Source organism: Desulfocurvus sp. DL1XJH-121 (genome assembly GCF_054819825.1).
The window spans coordinates 1-21,459 of record NZ_JBTVWW010000035.1 but is presented as its reverse complement, the minus strand read 5'-3'; the positions used below and the strand labels follow the sequence as shown (position 1 = coordinate 21,459).

Annotated in this window: 20 protein-coding genes and 1 pseudogene; 15 read left to right on the top strand and 6 right to left on the bottom strand. The window is 66.5% G+C overall.

The genetic code is table 11. The features are described 5' to 3' along the window. The 5 genes from ACYYG1_RS16440 to ACYYG1_RS16420 form a co-directional block, all read right to left on the bottom strand. Window positions 1-192: aconitase X (locus ACYYG1_RS16440; RefSeq protein WP_461211421.1), on the bottom strand; the 192-nt coding region annotated here is incomplete at its 3' end. Window positions 193-286: 94 nt separating this feature from the next. Next, window positions 287-604: a UxaA family hydrolase gene (locus ACYYG1_RS16435; protein ID WP_461211420.1), complete on the bottom strand. Its 318-nt coding sequence runs from the start codon at window positions 602-604 to the stop codon at window positions 287-289. A 13-nt stretch (window positions 605-617) separates the two neighbouring features. After that, window positions 618-1,778, bottom strand: a complete 1,161-nt coding sequence (locus ACYYG1_RS16430) for a UxaA family hydrolase (RefSeq protein ID WP_461211419.1) — start codon at window positions 1,776-1,778, stop codon at window positions 618-620. Window positions 1,779-1,809: 31 nt separating this feature from the next. Further along, a complete protein-coding gene (locus tag ACYYG1_RS16425) occupies window positions 1,810-2,517 on the bottom strand; it encodes a GntR family transcriptional regulator (RefSeq protein ID WP_461211418.1) in 708 nt (235 codons plus the stop codon). 227 nt (window positions 2,518-2,744) lie between these two features. Next, entirely contained in the window at window positions 2,745-3,401 is a 657-nt protein-coding gene (locus ACYYG1_RS16420) for a GntR family transcriptional regulator (protein WP_461211417.1), read from the bottom strand. Window positions 3,402-4,086: 685 nt separating this feature from the next. On the opposite strand from ACYYG1_RS16420, the gene ACYYG1_RS16415 reads away from it, so the two are divergent. From ACYYG1_RS16415 to ACYYG1_RS16365, 11 genes are all read left to right on the top strand, one after another. Beyond that, entirely contained in the window at window positions 4,087-5,106 is a 1,020-nt protein-coding gene (locus ACYYG1_RS16415; protein ID WP_461211416.1) for a molybdopterin-binding protein, read from the top strand. A 66-nt stretch (window positions 5,107-5,172) separates the two neighbouring features. Continuing rightward, entirely contained in the window at window positions 5,173-7,890 is a 2,718-nt protein-coding gene (locus tag ACYYG1_RS16410) for a molybdopterin-dependent aldehyde oxidoreductase (protein ID WP_461211415.1), read from the top strand. An 86-nt stretch (window positions 7,891-7,976) separates the two neighbouring features. Next, a complete protein-coding gene (locus tag ACYYG1_RS16405; protein ID WP_461211414.1) occupies window positions 7,977-10,229 on the top strand; it encodes a pyridine nucleotide-disulfide oxidoreductase/dicluster-binding protein in 2,253 nt (750 codons plus the stop codon). After that, entirely contained in the window at window positions 10,226-10,444 is a 219-nt protein-coding gene (locus ACYYG1_RS16400) for a DVU_1557 family redox protein (RefSeq protein ID WP_461211413.1), read from the top strand. The genes ACYYG1_RS16405 and ACYYG1_RS16400 overlap by 4 nt, the downstream gene beginning before the upstream one ends. 1 nt (window position 10,445) lies before the next feature. Next, window positions 10,446-11,108: a DVU_1556 family methyltransferase gene (gene trsM / locus ACYYG1_RS16395; protein ID WP_461211412.1), complete on the top strand. Its 663-nt coding sequence runs from the start codon at window positions 10,446-10,448 to the stop codon at window positions 11,106-11,108. Window positions 11,109-11,110: 2 nt separating this feature from the next. Then, on the top strand, window positions 11,111-11,563 hold the full coding sequence (locus ACYYG1_RS16390; RefSeq protein WP_461211411.1) for a DVU_1555 family C-GCAxxG-C-C protein: 453 nt from the start codon (window positions 11,111-11,113) through the stop codon (window positions 11,561-11,563). 4 nt (window positions 11,564-11,567) lie between these two features. Further along, complete coding sequence (gene trsS / locus ACYYG1_RS16385) at window positions 11,568-12,923, top strand: radical SAM (seleno)protein TrsS (RefSeq protein ID WP_461211410.1); 1,356 nt, start codon at window positions 11,568-11,570, stop codon at window positions 12,921-12,923. Next, the gene (locus ACYYG1_RS16380) at window positions 12,904-14,223 is read left to right on the top strand and encodes a DVU_1553 family AMP-dependent CoA ligase (RefSeq protein WP_461211409.1); all 1,320 of its coding nucleotides are present in this window, start codon (window positions 12,904-12,906) and stop codon (window positions 14,221-14,223) included. The genes trsS and ACYYG1_RS16380 overlap by 20 nt, the downstream gene beginning before the upstream one ends. Continuing rightward, entirely contained in the window at window positions 14,220-15,272 is a 1,053-nt protein-coding gene (locus ACYYG1_RS16375) for an XdhC family aldehyde oxidoreductase maturation factor (protein WP_461211408.1), read from the top strand. Before ACYYG1_RS16380 ends, ACYYG1_RS16375 begins: the two co-directional genes overlap by 4 nt. Then, window positions 15,269-16,429 carry a DVU_1551 family NTP transferase gene (locus tag ACYYG1_RS16370; protein ID WP_461211407.1) on the top strand — a complete coding sequence of 387 codons (1,161 nt, stop codon included), beginning with the start codon at window positions 15,269-15,271 and terminating at the stop codon, window positions 16,427-16,429. The genes ACYYG1_RS16375 and ACYYG1_RS16370 overlap by 4 nt, the downstream gene beginning before the upstream one ends. Further along, window positions 16,426-17,034, top strand: a complete 609-nt coding sequence (locus ACYYG1_RS16365; protein ID WP_461211406.1) for a histidine phosphatase family protein — start codon at window positions 16,426-16,428, stop codon at window positions 17,032-17,034. Before ACYYG1_RS16370 ends, ACYYG1_RS16365 begins: the two co-directional genes overlap by 4 nt. Window positions 17,035-17,374: 340 nt before the next feature. Here ACYYG1_RS16365 and ACYYG1_RS16360 read toward each other — a convergent pair whose 3' ends face one another. Continuing rightward, window positions 17,375-17,776: a GFA family protein gene (locus ACYYG1_RS16360; protein WP_461211405.1), complete on the bottom strand. Its 402-nt coding sequence runs from the start codon at window positions 17,774-17,776 to the stop codon at window positions 17,375-17,377. 181 nt (window positions 17,777-17,957) lie between these two features. On the opposite strand from ACYYG1_RS16360, the pseudogene ACYYG1_RS16355 reads away from it, so the two are divergent. The 4 genes and pseudogenes from ACYYG1_RS16355 to ACYYG1_RS16340 all read left to right on the top strand — a co-directional run. Beyond that, window positions 17,958-19,067: pseudogene (locus tag ACYYG1_RS16355) on the top strand (IS3 family transposase). Window positions 19,068-19,685: 618 nt separating this feature from the next. Further along, on the top strand, window positions 19,686-20,846 hold the full coding sequence (locus ACYYG1_RS16350) for a UxaA family hydrolase (RefSeq protein ID WP_461211404.1): 1,161 nt from the start codon (window positions 19,686-19,688) through the stop codon (window positions 20,844-20,846). A gap of 13 nt (window positions 20,847-20,859) precedes the next feature. Further along, a complete protein-coding gene (locus ACYYG1_RS16345) occupies window positions 20,860-21,177 on the top strand; it encodes a UxaA family hydrolase (RefSeq protein ID WP_461211403.1) in 318 nt (105 codons plus the stop codon). Between the two features lie 90 nt (window positions 21,178-21,267). After that, the coding region (locus ACYYG1_RS16340) for an aconitase X (RefSeq protein ID WP_461211402.1) at window positions 21,268-21,459 on the top strand (192 nt) is incomplete at its 3' end.

The following is a 21,459-nucleotide window of genomic DNA, read 5'->3' as shown; positions in this document are numbered from 1 at the left end:
ACGTTCGACGCCTTCGGTCATCTCCTGGAGCAGCTCCAGCGGTTCCTTGGGCATGGTATGCGCACAGGAAATGGGGACCAGCCGTTCGGCCCCCACGGACTCCCCGAACTTCACGAGGATATCCATGCATCTCTTGATGCCCGGCCCGTGTTCGCCACGGGCCATGGCCTGTTCCTTATTGGTCAACAACATACGACTCTTCTCCTTGGCCCCGGCACGGCGTGCCGGGTCGTCCCGACCGCACAGCCCGGGCCGGAGGGGTGGGCCCCCGGCCCGGGCCTCGCGATCAACCTTCCTGTCCGGGAAGGGGATTACCGTCCGCATCCAGGCACATGTAGTCGTCCACGACGTTGTGGGTGTGGACCCAGTCGCCGACCTTGATGGCGCTGCTGGCGCTGCCGATCTCCTCGCCGTACTTGACGAGCCTGCCGCCCGTGGGGATCTCCGCGATGGCGATCTTGTGGCCGAAGGGCACGTCCTGGTTGCAGGTGTAGCGGGCCTCGCGACCCTGGAACTTGACCGTCACCTCGTCCCCGGCCACGCAGTCGCTGACGGCGGTGACGACGTTGTCCTTCTCGTTTATCTGCTTCGCATACTTGATCATTCTATAAATCCTCCTACATCACCGGGCCTTTGATCAGGATCTCCATGCCCTCGAAGTTGAGAATCTCGCACTTGGTCAGCTTGCCGTTGGCCACATCCACGGCGAAGCGGTACAGACGCTCGCCCGCCGAACCGAGGCTTTCGGTCTCCTCGATGACCGAGGACACGTCCACGTCGATGTGCTCGGACATGGTCTTCATGGTCTTGGCGTTGCCGCAGAGCTTCACCGTGGGCATGACGGGGTTGCCGTTGGGCGCGCCGCGACCCGTGGTGAAGAGATGGACGATGGCGCCGCCGGCCGCGGAACCCGTGAGGTTCTCGAAGCCGTGGCCCGGGAAGTTCATGATGTAGCGGCCGGGCTTGTCCGGGGGGATCACGGCGTAGTCCAGGGTGCCCTGGATGGGCACGTCCGCGCCCTTGGCGTTGGCGCCCAGGGCCTTTTCCACCAGGGTGGTCAGCCCTCCGGCCACGTTGCCGGCGGTCATCTGGCAGCCGCGCGTGTCCGCGCCCACGTGGTAGCCGCGCATGTACAGGTCGCGGACGTAGTCCACGATGCGCTCGCCCTGGCTCTGGTCCACGCTGAGCTTCTTCAGGGCGTACTCGCCGCCCATGATGTCGCAGATCTCGCCCTGGATGAACTTGCCGCCGTTTTCGGTCATCAGGCGACAGACCTCGCCCACCACCAGGTTGGAGGACAGGCCCGAGGTGGTGTCGGACGAGCCGCACTTGGTGCCGAACACGAGCTTGCCCAGGCCGAACTCTTCGCGGCGCACCCCGGAAACCTGGGATACCAGGTCCACGAGGGCCCTGGCCGCCTTCTCGAGAGTGGCGATCATGCCGCCGATCTCATGGACCACGACCATCTTCACGGGCTTGCCCGTGGCCTTGATCTGCTCATAGATCTCCTCGGCCTTGACCATCTCGCAGCCCAGGCCGACCACCAGCACGCCGCCCACGTTGGGGTTCTTGCCCAGGTTGATCAGCGTACGGGTGACCTGCTCGGTGTCCGCGGGCGGATGCAGGCAGCCCTGGTCGTGGCGGATGGCCACGGTCCCGCGGATCAAACGCTCGAGATGCGCACACAGATTATTGACGCAGCCGACGGAGGGGATGATGGCGACGTAGTTCCGCGCCCCCACTCCGCCGTCCGGCCTTGGATACCCATAGAACTTCATTCCTTTCCTCCTTGTTCGATTGTGGTATTTCCTAGTCTGTGACGGAGGATGGCCGTCCCGACTTCAGCTCTTCTTCAGCTTGCATGTTACGCGTCACGATATTGCGCATCTGGTCTATGTGGTGTCCAAGGCTATTCAATGCCTCCGCGTAGCGTCCACATTCAAGCATGTCCAGTATGTCCCCGTGATCTTGTATTGAATTACTCTTTGAACCAGGTATATTCAGATACATTATCTGATATCGAGCCATGCTTGGAGTCAGCCTTTTATAGCAATGAAGAAGCCAGTTGTTTTTTGACGATTCCACAAGACACAAATGAAAATCTGACAAGGCGTAGAACCAGGCCACAACGTCCTCGTCCTTCACGATTCCCTTTTCAGGATCCGGGAACTTCACTTCTGCGGCCTTTTCGTGCGCCCTGCGGATCAGAGGGAAATCCTTCCAGCCTTCCTGCTCCATGATCTCGATGGCCGTGGCCTCCAGCATCTTTCGCGCCCGGCCGATGTGCCGCCAGTCCTCCAGAGACGTCTCCGCCACGAAGCACCCCCTGCGCGGGATGCTGATCACCAGGCCCTCGTTCTCCAGACGACGGAAGGCCTCCCGCAGGGGAGGACGGCTGATCCCCAGCCGCCCCGAAAGCTCGATCTCGTTGAGCCGCATCCCGCCGGGCAGCTTTCCCGTCACGATTTCAAAACGCAGCGTCTGGGTCGCGCTTTGGGTAACTCCCTTGATATCCACGCCGTCCTTCCTGTTTTTTGTATTTTGTAGACAATAAACTAAAGACAGAATTTTGCCCCGTCAAGCCCCTTTGCCAAAAAAGCCACAAAATTGTCCGAACCGGCGCGGGCCGTGGCCTAAGGACATGCGCCCGGAACGGAAAAAGGCCTGGCCAACCAGGCCAAGCCTTTTCCCCGCGGGCAGTCCGCGTCCCAAATAATCACGCGCCGCCTTGCGGCGCGGCCGCGTCAACCAGCGATCTTCCGCTCCAAAACGCCTTGCGTGCGCTCGATGTGGGTCCGTATGGCGGCCTTGGCCGCCTGGTAGTCCCCGCTGCGGACCAGTTCGAGCACCTCGTGGTGCTCCTCGTGGGCGGAGACGGACTCGCCGGGGACCGTCAGGTACATGATCTGGTATCTGCCCAGGGTCGGCCGGAGCTGCTGGTGGTAGTGGATCACCCAGCGGTTGCCGCAGGCCTCCACCAGGTCGTTGTGGAACTGGCTCATGATGATGTAGTCGGCATGCGGATCCCGTTTCTTGCGCGAGGCCGATCCACGCCCCAGCTTTCTTTCCTCTTCAAGGGCGTGCTCAAGGCGGCCCAGCTCGCATCCGCCCTGTTCGCTGATGATGTCTATGGCCCCGCACTCCAGCATGACGCGCGTTCTGTATATCTGCGAGCAGTCGGCCTTGGACATCTCCGTCACATAGCTGCCCCGCCTGGGAATGCTGATGATCAGGTTCTCGCTTTCGAGCCTGCGCAGGGCCTCGCGCAGCGGGGGGCGGCTGACCCCGTAGCGCTCGGAAACGCCAATCTCGTTGACCCGCTCCCCGGGGGCCATTTTCCCGATCATTATCTCTTCACGCAGGCGGGACTCCACCGCCTCCGATACGCCTTTAATCTGCATCGAAACCTCGGGTAATATGGATTTCAGGCCTTTGCGGCACCGGACGGCAGCGGCGAAAGCCTAGCAAATCACTTCGGTTTATGCGGCTTACGGCAAGACGGCCCGGCCGCCTTCGCGCTTTAACCGCTCTTCGGGACACAATATATTAACTTCAAAAGACAGCGTTGTCACCAATTCCCCGCCAAAAAAATCCAGGAACAACTATGCGTTTCCCTTTCGCCGCAGCCCGCCGTGCAAAAAAAATTCGCTCACGAGCCGTCCCATCATCCCACATTCCCCGCCCCCCAGGCAACAATCATACCAGAATTATGGCCCTACCCGGCCTCGGAATACCTTCGCCCGGCAGATGATCCACGGCCCAAAGGCATGACGAAGCCCGGCCCGGCGGGCATATCTCCCTCCTCTTCCGGCCTTGCCCCGCCCCGCGGCCGCTGTCGCGCCCCTGCATCCGGCGTCCCCGTTATCGGGGTTTTCTCTTGAACGCGAGATCAGCATTCATTTTTGTTGCGGAAAGCCGCTTCAAACGGGTCTTTTTTTCATCCATCCCCTTGACCAAGGCTGTTTATTATGCTCGAAATTACATATCGTAAAAATCTCGTGTGAAGACGACCGCTCGGTTCCGATATTCTGATAGTTGGCCTGGTTACCGATCTACCAACCTCTGAAGTCGCGATGGAGCTTGCCGATGATGAAATCTGTTCCCGTCCGGGAGGCCGTGGGGACGGTCCTATGCCACGACATGACGCGCATAGTCCCCAACGAGTACAAGGGGCCAGCCTTTCGCAAGGGACACGTGATCACTGAAGCGGACATTGGGCCCTTGCTGATGATCGGCAAGGAACACGTCTATGTCCTGAGCCTGGAACCCGGCCAAGTGCACGAAAACGACGCGGCCATGCGCATCGCCATGGCTGCGGCCGGGCCCGGGCTCACGGCCTCGGCCGTGTGCGAGGGCCGGGTGAACCTCAAGGCGTCCCCCGGGCTGCTGTCCATAAACGTGGAGGCCCTTGACCGCATCAACGCCATCGAGGAGGTGGTGCTGGCCACCGTGCACACGGGCCAGCAGATCACCGCTCCCCGCGACGTGGCCGGGACCCGCGTGGTGCCCCTGGTCATCGACGAGCAGAAGATCCTCCAGGTGGAGGACATCTGCCGGCGGGCCTGGCCCGTGATCCAGGTCAAGCCCTTCGCCAACCTGCGCGTGGGCGTGGTGACCACGGGCAGCGAGATCTTCTCCGGGCGCATCGAGGACAAGTTCGGCCCGGTGATCCGCAAGAAATTCAAGGGACTGGGCTCCGAGGTCATGGGCCAGCGCTTCGTGGGCGACGACCCCGACGTGACCCGCGACGCCATCCTGGCCAGCCTGCGCGAGGGCGCGCAGATGGTGGTGGTCACGGGCGGCATGTCCGTGGACCCCGACGACCAGACCCCCGCGGCCATCCGCTCCACCGGGGCCGAGGTGGTGACCTACGGCGCGCCCACCTTCCCGGGGGTCATGTTCATGCTGGCCTACAAGGACGGGATACCGATTCTCGGCCTGCCCGGATGCGTGATGTATTACCGGGCCAGCATCTTCGACCTGGTGGTGCCGCGCATCCTGGCCGGGGAGCGGCCCACCCGCGAGGATATCACCAGGCTCGGGCACGGCGGATTCTGCGCGGGGTGCGAGACCTGCCGCTATCCGGTGTGCCCCTTCGGGAAATAGCAACCGCCCCGCCCGCGCGGCGGGAACCACATACCGTCAACCAATGACTGTTCCAAGGAGGTTTTCATGATCAAACGGACGCTCCATATCAATGGCGTCAACCGGGTGGTCGTCGCCGACCCTTCGGCCTCCCTGGCCACGGTGCTGCGTGAAAACGTGGGCCTGACCAGCGTCAAGATCGGATGCGACACGGGCCAGTGCGGCGCGTGCACCGTGTACATGGACGGCAAGGTGGTGCGCTCCTGCACCCGCAAACTCTCCAAGGTGGACAACGGCGCGAACATCCTGACCCTGGAAGGCATCGGCGGCCCCGGCAACCTGCACCCCATCCAGATGGCCTGGATGGCCTACGGCGCGGCCCAGTGCGGCTTCTGTTCCCCGGGCTTCATCGTCTCCACCTACGGCCTCCTGAAGGAAAATCCCAAGCCCACCCGCGAAGAGGTGCGCGACTGGTTCCAGACGCACCGCAACGCCTGCCGCTGCACGGGCTACAAGCCCCTGGTGGACGCGGTCATGGCCGCCGCCGAGGTCATGCGCGGCGAAAAGTCCATGGACGACCTGATGGCCGACGTGCCCGCCGACGGCCGCATCTGGGGCACCAAGTACCCCCGTCCCTCGGCCATCGCCAAGGTCACGGGCACCTGGGACTTCGGCGCGGACCTGGGCCTCAAGCTCCCGGCGGGCAGCCTGCACTGCGCCCTGGTGCAGGCCGAGGTCTCCCACGCCAAGATCCTCGGAATCGACGTGAGCGAGGCCGAGGCCATGCCCGGCGTGTTCAAGGTGGTCACCCACAAGGACGTCAAGGGCAAGAACCGCATCACCGGGCTGATCACCTTCCCCACCAACAAGGGCGACGGCTGGGACCGTCCCATCCTCTGCGACGAGAAGGTCTTCCAGTTCGGCGACGCCATCGCCATCGTCTGCGCGGACTCCAAGAAGAACGCCGAGGCCGCGGCCGCCAAGGTCAAGGTGGACCTGGAGCAGCTGCCCGAATACATGAGCGCCCAGGCGGCCATGGCCGACGACGCCATGGAGATCCACCCGGGCACGCCCAACGTCTACTACATCCAGAACATCGCCAAGGGTTCGGATACCAAGCCCGTCTTCGACGCGGCCGACGTGGTCGTCGAGGGCGACTACTTCACCACCCGCCAGCCGCACATGCCCATCGAGCCGGACGTAGGCTTCGCCTACACCGATGAGGAGGGCAAGCTCTACATCCACTCCAAGTCCATCGGCCTGCACCTGCACCTGTTCATGATCGCCCCGGGCCTGGGCGTGGAGCCCGACAAGATGGTCATGGTCCAGAACCCCACGGGCGGCACCTTCGGCTACAAGTTCAGCCCGACCATGGAAGCCCTGGTGGGCGCGGCCACCCTGGCCACGGGGCGCCCCTGCTTCCTGAACTACTCCTGGTACCAGCAGCAGACCTACACGGGCAAGCGCTCGCCCCAGTTCACCAGCGTGCGCCTGGCCGCCACCAAGGACGGCAAGCTCCTGGGCATGGAGACCGACTGGACCGTGGACCACGGCCCGTACTCCGAGTTCGGCGACCTCCTGACCCTGCGCGGCGCGCAGTTCATCGGCGCGGGCTACGACATCCCGGCCATCCGCGGCGAGGGCCGCACCGTGTGCACCAACCACGCCTGGGGCGCGGCCTTCCGCGGCTACGGCGGCCCCGAGGCCGAGTTCCCCTCCGAGTCCCTGATGGACGAACTGGCCGAGAAGCTGGGCATGGACCCCCTGGAGCTTCGCCACAAGAACGTCTACCGCAAGGGTTCCACCACCCCCACGGGCCAGGACCCCGAGGTCTACTCCCTGCCCGACATGATCGACAAGCTGCGGCCCAAGTACGAGGCCGCCAAGCAGAAGGCCGCGGCGGGCTCCACCGCCGAGGTCAAGCGCGGCGTGGGCGTGGCCGTGGGCGTATACGGCTCCGGCCTGGACGGCCCGGATTCCTCCGAGGTGGACGTGGAGCTGATGCCCGACGGCACGGTGACCATCTACACCTGCTGGGAGGACCACGGCCAGGGCGCGGACATGGGCTCCCTGGGCACGGCCCACGAGGCGCTGCTGCCCCTGAACATCAAGCCCGAGCAGATCAACCTGGTGATGAACGACACCAGCCTGGCCCCCAACGCGGGCCCGGCGGGCGGCTCCCGCTCCCAGGTCATGACCGGACAGGCCACCAAGAACGGCTGCGAGCAGCTGGTGGCGGCCATGAAGAAGCCGGGCGGCGGCTTCCGCACCTACGACGAGATGAAGGCCGAGGGGCTGGAGCTCCGCTACCACGGCAAGTTCACGGCCCCGGCCAACAACTGCGACGAGAACGGCCAGGGCAACCCCTTCTGCTGCTACATGTACGGCCTGTTCATGGCCGAGGTGGCCGTGGAGGTCGCCACGGGCAAGACCACGGTGGAGAAGATGACCATGGTGGCCGACGTGGGCAAGGTGAACAACTACCTGGTGGTGGACGGCCAGATCTACGGCGGCATCGCCCAGGGCATCGGCCTTGCGCTGTCCGAGGACTACGAGGACATCAAGAAGCACTCCACCATGATCGGCGCGGGGTTCCCGTACATCAAGCAGATCCCCGACGACATCGAGATCATCTACGAGGAGACCTCGCGGCCCGACGGCCCCTTCGGCGCGTCCGGCGTGGGCGAGATTCCGCTCTGCGCCCCGCACCCGGCCATTATCAACGCCATCTACAACGCGTGCGGCGTGCGCATCCGCGAGCTGCCCGCCCTGCCCGAAAAGGTCCTTGCGGGCCTCAAGGGCTGAGGGTAGAAACAAACCTATAGACCAAAGGGCGGCGGTCCGGTCCTGGGACCGGGCCGCCGCCCCTCTTTTCATACCCCGGAGAGGCCATGGATCAGAAGGATTTGCGCCGATGGGAGGCCCGCTGCATCCAGGAGGAGCAGCCCCGCTGCCAGGCGGCCTGCCCCCTGCACGTGGACGCCCGCGCCCTGTGCGCGGCCCTGGCCTCGGGCAAGGTGGACCAGGCCTGGGCCGTGCTGGCCCGGACCATGCCCCTGCCCGGGGTCCTGGCCCGCATCTGCGACGCGCCGTGCCAAAAGGCCTGTCTGCGCGAGGAGGCGGGCGGCGGCCTGCGCCTGGGCCCGCTGGAGCGCTATTGCGCCCAGAACGCCGGGCGCACCCCGCGAGTGCAGAAGCTGCCCGCCAAGCACAAGAACGCGGCGGTGCTGGGCACGGGCCTGGCCGGGCTGTGCGCGGCCTGGGAGCTGGCGCGCAAGGGCTTCTCCGTGACCCTGTTCGGCCCGCGCGCCCAGGGGCTCGTCACGGAACTGGAGGGCGCGGCCCTGCCCACGGAGGTTCTGGACGCGGAACTGGCGCGGCTCAAGGACCTGGGCGTGGTCCGCGAAGACGGGGACATCCCGGCTCCGGAAACCGCCCTGGCCGCATTCGACGCGGTCTTTGCCGACCCCGAGGCCTGCCCCGGCGCGGGCCCGGGCGACTCCCTGACCCTGGCCACGGCCCAGAACGGCCTGTTCGCCGGGAACGGCCGGGACCTGGGCTCGGTGGCGGCCCTGGCCAGCCTGGGCCGGCGCGCGGCCAACTCCATGGAGCGCTTCGTCCAGGGCGCGTCCCTCACGGCCGGGCGCGAACGCGAGGGGGCCTTTGAGAGCCGCCTGTTCACGTCCACCGAGGGCCTCGCCCCCGAGGAACCCGTAGCCCCGGCCGGAGATGCGTACACGGAAGACGAGGCCCGGGCCGAGGCCGCGCGCTGCGTGCAGTGCCAGTGCCTGGAATGCGTGCAGAACTGCGTGTACCTGGCGCACTACAAATCCTATCCCAAGGTCTACGCCCGGCGCATCTACAACAACGCCTCCATCGTCATGGGCACGCGCCAGGCCAACCAGATGATCAACTCCTGCATGCTCTGCGGCCTGTGCGAGCTGCTCTGCCCCGAGGATTTCGCCATGGCCGACCTCTGCCTGGAGGCCCGCCGGGATCTGGTGGCGCAGGGGCACATGCCGCCCTCGGCCCACGAGTTCGCCCTGCGCGACATGGCCTTCGCCAACGGCCAGGCCTGCGCCCTGGCCCGGTCCGAGCCCGGGCGCGCGGAGTGTAGCCACGCCTTTTTCCCGGGCTGCCAGCTCACGGCCTCGGACCCCGGAGCCGTGGAGCGGGCCTACGCCCACCTGCGCGGGGCGCTTCCCGGCGGAGTGGGCCTGATGCTGCGCTGCTGCGGCGAGCCCGCGCACTGGGCCGGGCGCGAGGACCTGCACGCCGGGGCCGCGTCCGCCCTGCGCGCGGACTGGGAGGCCCTCGGCCGCCCGGCGCTGGTCACGGCCTGCCCCACCTGCTCCGAGGCCCTGCGCCGGGGCCTGCCCGAGGCAGAGGTGCGGCCCCTGTGGGACGTGCTGGCCGAGACGGGCGCTCCCGCGAACGCCCTGGCCCCGGACACGCCCCTGGCCGTGCACGACCCCTGCGCCGCGCGGCACGACGCGCCCCAGCGCCGGGCCGTGCGCGACCTGCTGGCGGGCCTGGGCTGCACGCCCGTGGAGCCGAAGCTCACGGGCGAACTCACGGAATGCTGCGGGTTCGGCGGGCTGCTGAACGCGGCCACCCCCCCCCTGGGGGCCGAGGCCGCCGCGCACCGGGCGCAGGCGGCGGACGAGGATTTCGTGACCTACTGCGCCATGTGCCGCGACATGCTGGCCAGGGCGGGCAAGCGCGCCCTGCACGTGCTGGACCTGCTCTTCCCCGAGGGGGAGGACCAGGCCGCGCGCCCGGCCCCCGGCCATTCCGCGCGCCGCGAGAACCGCGCCCGCCTCAAGGAGCGCCTGCTCGCGGAGCTCTGGAGCGAACCCGGCGCACCGCGCCCGGCCCACGAGGCGCTCGACGTCCGCTTCACGGACGAGGCCGCGCAAAAAATGGAAGACCGCCGCATCCTGGTGGGCGACGTGCAAAAGACCCTGCTCACGGCCGCGGAAACGGGGCGCGTGCTGGAAAACGCGGACAGCGGACGCCTCCTGGCCTCGCACCGGCCCGCAAGCGTGACCTACTGGGTGGAATACGAGGAAAACGGGGCGGGCGGCCATCTGGTGCACAACGCCTGGAGCCACAGGATGCATATCAAGGGAGGCCGGGCATGAGCGGCGCCATGAAGGTCGTAAGCGGCGACTTTTCCCAATGGACCTGCCGGGCCTGCGGCCAGGCCCTGGCCCCGGCCGCCGTGGAGTTGGAATACATGGGCAGCGTGTTCAACGTGGAGCTGCCCGCGTGCCCGGCCTGCGGCCAGGTGCTCGTTCCCGAGGATCTGGCCCTGGGCAAGATGGCCGAGGTGGAGCAGCTCCTGGAGGACAAGTAGGGTGGCCGAGGCCTATCGCCAACAGCCCCTGTGGGAGCGCCCGGAGCTGCGCGCGGCCTGCGGCGACACGCTGCGGCCCGGGGGCCTGGAACTCACGGACCGCGCCGCGCGCCTGGCCGGGATGGCCCCGGGTTGGCGCGTGCTGGACGCGGGCGCGGGCCTGGGGGCCACGGTGGAGCACTTGCGCCGGGCCCACGGGGCCCGGGCCGTGGGCCTGGAGCCCTCGGCGCGGCAGCTGGCCCGGAGCGGCGCGCACGGAGCCCTGGTGCGCGGGGACGCGCAGCGCCCGCCCTTTGTGGACGCCGGCTTCCAGATGGTCTTTTGCGAATGCGTGCTCTCGCTGTTGCCGGACAAGGCCCGCGCCCTGGCCGGGATGGCCCGCGTGCTGGCCCCGGGGGGCTGGCTGGCCCTGAGCGACCTGTACAGCAGGCCGGGGCGCGCATGCGCGCCCGCTACGGGCGGTTCCTGCGCGGACGGGGCCCCGGCCGAGGCCGAACTGCTCGACCTGGTGCGCGGGGCCGGGTTCGCGGTGCGCGTGTTCGAGGACCACACCAAACGGCTCAAGGAACTGGCCGCGCGCCTGATCTTCGCCGGAGTCCCGGCGGGCTGCCGCGGCCCGGGCAACGGATACTGCCTGCTCATGGCCCAACGACCGGAGGCTTGACCATGCTCGACGACACGGGCCTGCGCATGATGCGCCTGGCCGAAAAAGGATACTGCTGCAGCCAGATCATGCTGCACCTGGCCCTGGCGGACATGGGCCGCGAGAACCCGGACCTGGTCCGGGCCATGGCCGGGCTATGCAAGGGCCTGGGCCAGTGCGCCGGGCCCTGCGGCGTACTCACGGGCGGGGCCGCCCTCATCGCCCTGCACATGGCCAAGGGCCGCGACGACGACGAGGCCGACGACAAGCTGCCCCTGGTGCTCTCGGAATACGCGGACTGGTTCCAGGAGCGCGCCACGGGCCAGTACGGCGGCGCGAACTGCTGCGACATCATGGGCGGCGACTGCGCCCGGCCGGACCCGCAGCGCTGCGGCATGCTCATCTACCACGGCTTCAACCGCATCCAGGAACTATTCGCCGAATACGGCGTGGACCCCACCCTGGGCAAGGACTAGGCCCGTGGCCGAGGAAGAGACCCTCAGCCTCTGCCCGGTCTGCCTGGCGCGCGTACCCGCCCGGCGCGTGACCCTCGGGGCGGAAACGCGGCTGATGAAGACCTGTCCGGAGCACGGGGCGTTCTCCGCGCCCGTGTGGCGGGGCGAGCCCGCGTTCTCCTCCTGGGTGCGGCCCAAGATCCCCTCCCGCCCCCGGGAGCCCTTCACCGGCACCGAGCGGGGCTGCCCCTTCGACTGCGGCCTGTGTCCGGAGCACGGCCAGCACACCTGCACGGCCCTCATCGAGGTCACCTGGCGCTGCAACCTGCGCTGCCCGGTGTGCTTCGCCTCGGCGGGCGAAACCCCGCCCCCGGACCCCACCAAGGACGAGATCGCGGCCCTGCTGGCCGGGGTCATGCGCGCGTCCGGGCCCTGCAACATCCAGCTTTCCGGGGGCGAACCCACGGTGCGCGAGGACCTGCCCGACCTCGTGGCCCTGGCCAAGGGCGCGGGCTTTCCCTTCGTGCAGGTCAACACCAACGGCCTGCGCATGGCCCGGGAGCCGGGCTACGCCGAGGCCCTGGCCAGGGCCGGGCTGGACTCGGCGTTCCTGCAGTTCGACGGGGTCACGGACGGGCCCTACCGGTCCCTGCGCGGCGCGCCCCTGTTGCAGGAAAAGCTCCTGGCGGTGGAGCGCCTCGCCGAGGCCGGGGTGGGCGTGGTGCTGGTGCCCACGGTGGCGCCGGATGTCAACGACTTCGAGCTGGGCGACATCCTGCGCCTGGCCGTGTCCCTGTCCCCGGGGGTGCGCGGGGTGCACTACCAGCCCGTGAGCTATTTCGGCCGCTACCCCGAGGCCCCGGCGGACGCGGCGCGCATCACCTTGCCCGAGGTCATGGCCGCCCTGGAGGCGCAGACTGACGGGCTGGTGCGCCGCGGCGACTTCACGCCCCCGGGCTGCGAGCACGCCCTGTGCTCGTTTTCCGCCAACTATCTGGTGGCCGAGGACGGCTCCCTGACCCGCCTCTCCCAGGGCGGCGAGGGCTGCGGATGCAGACCCGCCCCGGCCGCCGAGGGTGCGGACCGCTCCAAGGCCTTCACGGCCCGCCAATGGGCCGCGCCCGCGGGCCCGGCCCTGCCCATGGCCGAGCCCGCGGACGACCTGGACCGCTTCCTGGCCCGCGCGCGCACCCACCGCTTGTCCGTGTCGGGCATGGCCTTCCAGGACGCCTGGACCGTGGACCTCGCGCGCGTGCAGGGCTGCTGCATCCACGTGGCCGCGCCCGACGGCCGCATGGTTCCCTTTTGCGCCTACAACCTCACGGCCATGGACGGCCGGGCCCTGCACAGGAGGACGGCCGATGCCCGCACAGCATCTTGACCGCCCGCTCCTCAAGCGCATGGGCCTGCCTGTGGACGGCCCCCCGCCGACCCCGGAGGCGGTGCGCCGCTGGCAGTTCGCGCGCCTGCGCGAGACCCTGGCCACCGCGCGCGAGGCCGGGCCGTTCCACGCCAACCGCTTCGGCCACGTGGATCTCGACGCCCTGCGCGGCCCCGAGGACATGGCGCGCGTGCCCCGGACCATGGCCGAGGATTTGCGCCGCGCCCCGGGCAGGATGCTCTGCGTGTCCCAGGACGAAATCGAGCGGATCGTCACCCTGCGGACCTCCGGGTCCACGGGCACGCCCAAGCGTTTGTTCTTCACCCGGGAGGACCTGGAGCGCACCGTGGACTTCTTTCACCACGGCATGGCCTCCATGGCCCGGTCGGGCGACACGGTGCTGGCGCTGCTGCCCGCGCCCAGGCCGGACAGCGTGGGCAACCTGCTGGTCCAGGGCGTGGAACGCCTGGGCGCGCGCTGCGTGGCCTTCGGCGAGCCCTGGCGCGCGACCGACGCGCTGGATCTGCTGTTGTCCCTGCAGGCCGCCGTGGTGGTGGGCACGCCCGTGCACGTCCACGCTCTGGGCAGGCTCCTGGCCGCGTCCGGCGAGGCCTCGCCCGTACGCCACGCCCTGCTCTGCTGGGACTCGGTTCCCCCGGGCCTGGCGGAACGCATCCGGGCCGACCTCGGTTGCGCCGTGGCCACGCATTGGGGCATGACCGAGACGGGCCTGGGCGGGGCGGTGACCTGCGGTGAGGGCACGGGCATGCACCTGCGCGAGGCGGACCTGTACGTGGAGATTGCGGCCCCGGACACGGGCCGCCCCCTGCCCGACGGGGACTGGGGGGAGATCACCGTGAGCACGCTCTCCCGCCGGGGCATGCCGCTGATCCGCTACCGCAGCGGGGACCTGGGGCGCATCCTGCCCGGGGCCTGCGCCTGCGGCAGCCCCCAGCGCAGGTTGGACGCCGTGCCCGGCCGCCTGAACGACGGGGCCGCCCTGCCCGGAGGCGCGCGCCTGGCGCGCCGGGACCTGGACGCCGCGCTCCTGGCCCTGCCCGGGTTCCTGGACTGCGACGCGGAACTTTCCCTGGCCCGGGCCGCCCTGGATGTTGGCCTGTGGCTTTTGCCCGGCCAGGACGAACAAGCCGCCACGCGCGCGGCCCGGGACGCCCTCCAGGGCCTGCCCGGCCTGGGCGGCGAAGCCCTGGCCCTGAATATTTCCGTGAACGACACGCCCGGCGCCCTGGCGCCCGGATTCGGCAAACGCGACCTGCGAGCACGCGAGGACGACCCATGAGAGAATTGCTGCACGAGATACGCCGGATGCTGGAGCACGGCCAGGACCTGGCCCTGGCCACCATCGTGGAAAGCTCCGGGTCCACGCCCCGCGCGTCCGGGGCCAAGATGGCCGTGCGCCGCGACGGCACCATCCTGGGGACCGTGGGCGGCGGCCTGCCCGAGGCCCTGGCCCGGGACGCGGCCCTGGACCTGTTCAAGGCCGGTAACCGGGCCGCGCGCCTGCTGACCCAGGACCTGAGCAACGAGCTGGCCGCCGACTCGGACATGATCTGCGGCGGCCGCGTGACCCTGCTCCTGGAGCATTTGGACGCCGACGCCGAGGGCCCGGCCCTGCGCGACCTGGACGAGGGCCTCATCCGAGGACGCGGAGGCGTGCTCATCACGGTCCTGGACTCCCTCACCGAGGACGGCGGCCAGGTCGTGGAGCGGTTGTTCCTGCCCCAGGACGGGCCCGCGCCCCAGACGCCCGCCTTGGCCGAACTGGCGGACGAGGCCCGGAGCACGGGGCTCACGGCCCTGCGCCATCAGGACGGGATTACCCTGCTGGCCGAGCCCTTCGCGCCCCGGCCCACGGTGTTCGTGTTCGGGGCCGGGCACGTGTCGCGCCCCACCATGCAGATCGCGCACATCGCGGGCTTTTGCACCGTGGTCCTGGACGACCGCCCGGAATTCGCCAACCGCGAGCGCTTCCCCCTGGCGGACCGGGTATTGGTGGCCGACGACCTGGCGACCTGCCTGCAGGGCCTGGACATCGGCCCCAGCTCGGCCCTGGTCATCGTCACCCGGGGCCACGTGCACGACAAGACCGTGCTGGCCCAGGCCCTGGCCACCCGCGCGGGCTACGTGGGCATGATCGGCAGCCGCCGCAAGCGCGACGCCATCTACGACGCCCTGCGCGGCGAAGGCTTCACCGACGCGGACATCGCCCGCTGCCACTCGCCCATCGGCCTGGACATCGGCGCGCGGACCCCCGAGGAGATCGCCGTGAGCATCGTGGCCGAGCTGGTGGCCTGGCGCACGGCGGCCGAAGCCGGGGAGGGCGCGTGAGCACGGGCCTGCGCCTGGCCGCCGTGGTCCCGGCCGCAGGCCTGTCCTCGCGCATGGGCAGGCTCAAGCCCGCCCTGCCTCTGGGCGGCTCCACTGTGCTGGCCCTGGCCGTGGCCTGCCTGCGGGCGGGCGGCGCGGACGACATCGTGGCGGTCACCGGGCGCGAGCCCGAGACCGTGGCCGCCCTGGCCCGCGAGGCCGGGGCCCGCGTGGTGCACAACCCGGATTTCCAGGAGGGCATGTTCAGCTCCATGCTGGCCGGGGTGCGCGCCCTGCCCCCGGACGCCGACGCCTTTTTCGTGCTCCCTGCGGACATCCCGCTGGTGCGCCCGGCCACGGTGCGCCTGCTGGCCCAGGCCCTGGCCGCCCGGCCCGGGTCCCTCGTCGTCTATCCCCGTTTTGGCGGAGAGCGCGGGCACCCGCCCCTGATCGGTGCGGCCCTCGCGCCGCGCATCCTGGGCCACGACGGGCAAGGCGGGCTGCGCGCGGTGCTCGCGGCCGTGGAGAACGAATCCCCGGAGCTGGCCATGGACGTGGACACGGCCGACGCAGGGACACTCCTGGACCTGGACCGGCCCGAGGACTACGAGGCCGCGCAGCAACGCATGCGCGCGCCGCACCTGCCCCTGCCCCGGGAGGTGGAGGCCCTCTGGAACATCGCGGGGACCCCCGGGCCCACGCGCGCCCATTGCCGGGCCGTGGCCCGGGCCGCCTGGCTCATGGCCGGGGCGCTGAACGCCCGGCGCGCGGAAACGGGCGCGCCCCCGCTGGATCCGGCACTGGCCGAGGCCGCCGGGCTGCTGCACGACGTGGCCAAGGGCCGAGCCAACCATGAGGAACAGGGCGCGCTCATCGTCGTCCGCCACGGGTTCGGGGCCCTGGCCCCGGCCATCGCGGCGCACCGTGATCTGCCCCTTGCGCCGGACGCCCCGCTCACGGAGCGCGAACTGGTGTTTTTGGCCGACAAGTATGTGCGAGGCGAAAGCCTTGTGCCTCTGGAGCAGCGCTACCGCGAAAAGATTGAACAATGGGGCCGCGAACCGCACGTGCGCGACGAAATCGAGGACCGCATGCGCCGCGCCCAAACCGTGCGCAACCGCCTAGCTGAGGAGATGGGCACGGACCCGCACACGCTGCTCGCGCGAGGAATCTCATGATCGTGCTCATCCGCCATGCCCAGGCCGAGGGCGGGCGGGGACGCTACATCGGCAGCACCGACCTTCCCCTGTCCGCACTGGGCCGGGAACAGGCCGCCGATCTTGCCGCGAACCTGCGCGACGCGGGGATCCGCACCCTGGCCAGCAGCCCGCTCCTGCGCGCGCGCGACACCGCCGCGCCCCTGGCAGCCGCCCTCGGGCTGCCGGCGGTGGTGATGGAAGGGCTGGCGGAAATCCACCTCGGCGATTGGGAGGGCCGCGTACAGGGCGACATCCTGCGCGAACAGCCCGACGCCCATGCCGCGCGCGGCCGCGACCTGGCGGGCTTCCGCCCCCCCAACGGCGAAAGCTTCGCGGACCTCTTCGCCCGCGCCGACGCCGCCATGCGCGAACTCTTGGCCATGCCGCAACCCGTGGCCGCCGTGACCCACGCAGGCGTCATCCGGGTCCTGGTCCGCGCCGCGCGGGCCCTGCCGTGGAACGATCTCTTCACCCTGCGCCCCGACCACGCATGCTGCACGGCGTTCCATACCGCCGACGGCGCGTTCCGCCTCGGCGCGTACAACTCGCCGCCCGCCAAGGCGAAGTCCGAAATCTTCCTTTGATTCGAACGCGCGGAACTCAACAGAACACATAGCGGACACAGAACCCAAATCAGCCCCAAACCCACAAAAAGGGACCCAGGTATTGGCCTGAATCCCTTAAACTTTCGGTGGTGGAACTGGACAGAATCGAACTGACGGCCTCTTGCATGCCACGCCTGGTAAACACTCAATATGCATTGATTTTATTAATCTTTTTTCGGAGCCTACGAACGCTCTTGTCGGAATCCTGCAGGAATATTGCGGAATCCAGGCTCACCGGCGGGTCACCGGTGGCCCGAGATCCAACGAGCCACCTGGGCTGCCGGGGCTCCACTCCAGGATGTACGAAGGACGAAATCGGTTACTCCGGCAGTTCCTCAAATGTGGGGAGCAGTTCCAGCCCCTTATCCCAATTGGCCTTTCGAGAAACAAAGATATGCGCTGTGGGCGGAATTGGCGCGTCGCAATCGAGACTACCCGCTGGAAGTACCAGCAGCTCGCCGTCCATTTGGATATTCGGCAGGGCAGAACCGCATTCGGCACAGAAGCTCTTTATATGACCTGTGTCATTGAAGTTAAACGTTTTCACCAAGTCTTCCCCCGACCGCCAGCGAAGGACCGCCGTTGACGAAAACAGGTTAGCCGCATGTGCCGATCCGGTATCCTTGCGACACCGCTCGCAATGACACAAATAGAAACTCTCGAATTCGCCTTCGACCTCGAAAGTGACCTTGCCGCACAGACACGATCCCTTATAATTCATGCTACACCTCCACGCCTCGCGCCGTTTGTTGGTCGGCGTCACAGCAAACACCGTGCAAAGTAAGCGCTATATATGAGGCATGCGTCTATTGGCAACGCCAGTGTCAGACTGTAACCATACCTTAGGATAGTCCCACCCAAAAGGAAAGGTTTCTGGCAGACTGCCGACGAAGGAGAAGCAGATGCGGAAATCTCGATTCACCGAGTCCCAGATCGTACGGATACTGAAAGAAGCCGAAGCGGGCCGGAAAGTTGCCGACGTGTGCCGTGCGCATGGCGTTAGCCAAGCCACGTACTACAAGTGGAAGTCCAAATACGGCGGCATGGAAGTGGCCGACATCAAGCGCCTCAAGGAGTTGGAGGCCGAGAACAGACGGCTCAAGCAGATGTTCGCCGACCTGAGCCTTGAAAATGTCGCCCTCAAGGACGTCATCGCAAAAAAGCTCTAGGGCCAGCCGAGAAGCGCGATCTGATCGACTACATCCGCGAGGTACACGCCTTGAGCATGCGGCGCTGTTGCGACGCCCCGGCACTTAGCAGAAGCGTCTATGCCTACAAGGCCAAGCTCGGGATGACGGACCGATCATAACCGCGCTAATCGAGCTGGCCGAGAGGTTCCCGCGCCACGGCTTCAGCAAGCTGTTTCAGTTGCTACGGCGTCGAGGGCATCGCTGGAACCATAAACGCGTACACCGCATGTATTGCGTCCTGAAGCTGAACCTACGGCGCAAGGGCAAGAAACGCCTGCCGTCCCGCAACCCGGAACCGTTGGCGACGCCTCCAAGCGCCAACAAATGTTGATCGATTGATTTCATGCATGACGCGCTGATGAGCGGGCACCGTTTTCGGACGCTCAACGTCCTGGACGACTTCAGCAGGGAATGTCTGGCCGTGGAAGTGGATATGAGCCTGCCTGCCGCCCGTGTCGTGCGGACGCTGGACAGGATTGCGGCCTGGAGGGGCTATCCCGCCAAGCTGCGCATGGCCAGCGGTCCGGAGCTGATCTCCGGCATCATGGCCGAATGGGCTGAAAGCAGAGGCGTCGCGCTGGAGCACATCCAGCTCGGCAAGCCAACTCAGAATTCGTACATCGAACGCTTCAACCGCACCTACCGGGAAGAGGTGCTAGATTTTTATGTGTTCAGCACACTGGCGGAGGTCCGGGAAATCACCGAAGACTGGATCAAGGATTATAACGAACAAAGGCCCCATGAGGCGCTCGGACAGATGACGCCGGCCGAGTTCCTCGCTGCCCATTCACAGGCGAAATCTCTACCTTCGGGTGGCACTAATCTGGGGAGGTTTACAGTTACATACAGACAATCCGCTTTTACCAAATAAAGCCCTTTTCCTACCCCCCCTCTTTTGCCTTGTCGGAGACCACTGCAGCCGTTTCAAGGCTGAAACGCCATTGCAAATCGCCCTTCACGGTTGAAAACCAAAAGAATGAATCCGAAATAGCGACAGCGGTTAATTCGCTGTTTTCTCCTAACAACCAGCTAGAATATAGAGCTTATTTTCATGCTAAGAGTTTGGCAGGTTAATTGCTTTATAGGGAATCACGCAAAATGCAGTTCAGACGCTTCGCTTGGAAATCGTGTCAGGAAAGATGTCGGCGGGGGCGCGCCTCAATGAACTCGAGTTGTCCAACCGGCTGGGGATAAGTCGCCCCCCTCTTGCGTGAAGGGCTCAGGGAGTTTGAAGTGAAGGATTGGCGGGTGGATTTCTCGAAATGGAGCTATTGATGCTTCTCGAATCCGGGAACCATAGAGATACGATTGATAGCCTCGTGGGGCATGTGGACAGGATAGATAACCAAGTCATAACAACATGAAATTAATAACAATTGAATTCATCTTCTGTCGTTCTGTTCTTGAATTGAATGCAACTATCTATAAAAGGAGAAGGGAATGAAGTTCAACGGCTATCCAAGGCCGAACGGTAAGGTTGGTGCGCGCAACTATGTTGCGATTATACCGTCCGTAGGCTGCGTCAACAACCTCTGTGCTCATCTTGAACGCTTGATCCGCGGGACCGTTGTTGTTCGCCACGATCAAGGATGCCTGCATCCGCCAGCGGATACGGAGCAGGTCACCCGTACCTTGATCAACCTGGGCAAGAACCCCAACGTGGGTGGCGTGCTGGTCGTCGGTCTGGGCTGCGAAATGGTCAAGGCCGAAGAGGTCTACGAGCAGATCAAGACCACGGGCAAACCCGTGAAGATGGTCGTGGTCCATGAGATTGGCGGCATGATCGCCACTCTTGAGAAAGCGGCCAGAGCCCTCGTTGAACTGGTGTCCCAAGTCTCTGCGGTCGGGCGTGAGGAATTCGGGCTGGACAAGCTCGTGTTTGGCACCAAGTGCGGCTCGTCCGACACGACATCCGGCTTGTCCTCCAACCTTGTGGTCGGGGAGGTCTGCCGCCTGATGACCCAGAACGGTGGCAGGTTCATCCAGGGCGAGATTTGCGACATCATGGGCGGCGAGTACGCCCTCAAGAAACTCAGCGTGGATCAGAAGCAGGGCGAGCGCATCGTGGATTACGTCCGCGATCTGTATATGCGCGGCTACCACGTGGGCGCGGACACGCGCGGCTGCCAGATGACGGCTGGCAACGTTGCGGGTGGTTTGACCACCCTGGTCGAAAAGGCCCTGGGCGCCAATGCCAAAGGCGCGGATGTGCCCATCCAAGGGACGCTGGACTATGCCGAGCTCCTTCCGGACAAGCCCGGACGTTACATTATGAACTTCCCGGGCCACGGCTTTGAGAATCTGACGGGTTCCGCCGCCGGAGGCGCGGTTGTCCACCTGTTCACCACCGGCCGCGGAGCTCCCAATGGCAATCCGCTCATGCCTACTGTGAAGCTGTGTGGCAACGCTAAAACCATGAAGACCATGACCGAGCACATCGACGTGGACGTGTCCTCGGTGATCGAGGAGACCGAGAGCATCGAAGCCGCGGCCGAGCGCCTGTACCGGTTTGCCGTGGACGTTGCCAACGGCAAGATGACCAAATGCGAGATTCTCAATTTCGAGGGTATGGAGATTCTCATCAAAGGCCCGGTGATGTAAGGAGGTGGATGAAATGACCAAGTACGCGAAGCAGATAGACGAAAAAGATAACGTCGTCACCGCCCTGAGCGAATGCGCCGCCGGTGACGAGGTGGTGGTCAAATTCAAGGGTGGCGAGACGAGCTACACCTGCAACCAGGACGTACCCTTCGGCCACAAGATCGCCATCGCCGATGTCCCCAAGGACGGCAGGGTGGTCAAGTACGGCGAGGAAATCGGCAGTGCGAGCAGCGACATCAAGGTGGGCGACTGGGTCCATACTCACAATGTCGTGGACGGCTACCTGTGCCTGGATGCGGACGGCAATCCTCTGCCCGGACAGGTTGATTGATTGCGCCCCGGGTCGGAGGGTGAGCCTTCGGCCCGGGCCCCGCGGCCAGGGCGACCATCACACAATGTATGGATCAACAAGGAAGATGCTATGCAGCTGAACAAAAAAGAACAGGCCATGGTCCGGGGCGAGCACGGGCCAGGCATCAAGAGATGCATGGAGATTCTCGTTAAATTCGGGGATTCCGTGGGGGCCGAACGGCTGGTCCCCATTTCCTCTGCGCATACCATGCCCAAGGAGCCGCTGGAGCTGCTCCAGGAGATGACCGAGGGCGTCGAACGG

Excerpts from the sequence above, each read along its gene's own strand:
- ACYYG1_RS16420 (WP_461211417.1), bottom strand. The coding sequence starts at position 3,401 with ATGCAGATTAAAGGCGTATCGGAGGCGGTGGAGTCCCGCCTGCGTGAA.
- ACYYG1_RS16410 (WP_461211415.1), top strand. The coding sequence starts at position 5,173 with ATGATCAAACGGACGCTCCATATCAATGGCGTCAACCGGGTGGTCGTC.
- ACYYG1_RS16345 (WP_461211403.1), top strand. The coding sequence starts at position 20,860 with ATGACCAAGTACGCGAAGCAGATAGACGAAAAAGATAACGTCGTCACC.
- ACYYG1_RS16405 (WP_461211414.1), top strand. The coding sequence starts at position 7,977 with ATGGATCAGAAGGATTTGCGCCGATGGGAGGCCCGCTGCATCCAGGAG.
- ACYYG1_RS16400 (WP_461211413.1), top strand. The coding sequence starts at position 10,226 with ATGAGCGGCGCCATGAAGGTCGTAAGCGGCGACTTTTCCCAATGGACC.
- ACYYG1_RS16350 (WP_461211404.1), top strand. The coding sequence starts at position 19,686 with ATGAAGTTCAACGGCTATCCAAGGCCGAACGGTAAGGTTGGTGCGCGC.
- ACYYG1_RS16430 (WP_461211419.1), bottom strand. The coding sequence starts at position 1,778 with ATGAAGTTCTATGGGTATCCAAGGCCGGACGGCGGAGTGGGGGCGCGG.
- ACYYG1_RS16435 (WP_461211420.1), bottom strand. The coding sequence starts at position 604 with ATGATCAAGTATGCGAAGCAGATAAACGAGAAGGACAACGTCGTCACC.
- ACYYG1_RS16365 (WP_461211406.1), top strand. The coding sequence starts at position 16,426 with ATGATCGTGCTCATCCGCCATGCCCAGGCCGAGGGCGGGCGGGGACGC.
- ACYYG1_RS16390 (WP_461211411.1), top strand. The coding sequence starts at position 11,111 with ATGCTCGACGACACGGGCCTGCGCATGATGCGCCTGGCCGAAAAAGGA.
- ACYYG1_RS16360 (WP_461211405.1), bottom strand. The coding sequence starts at position 17,776 with ATGAATTATAAGGGATCGTGTCTGTGCGGCAAGGTCACTTTCGAGGTC.
- ACYYG1_RS16375 (WP_461211408.1), top strand. The coding sequence starts at position 14,220 with ATGAGAGAATTGCTGCACGAGATACGCCGGATGCTGGAGCACGGCCAG.
- ACYYG1_RS16380 (WP_461211409.1), top strand. The coding sequence starts at position 12,904 with ATGCCCGCACAGCATCTTGACCGCCCGCTCCTCAAGCGCATGGGCCTG.
- ACYYG1_RS16415 (WP_461211416.1), top strand. The coding sequence starts at position 4,087 with ATGATGAAATCTGTTCCCGTCCGGGAGGCCGTGGGGACGGTCCTATGC.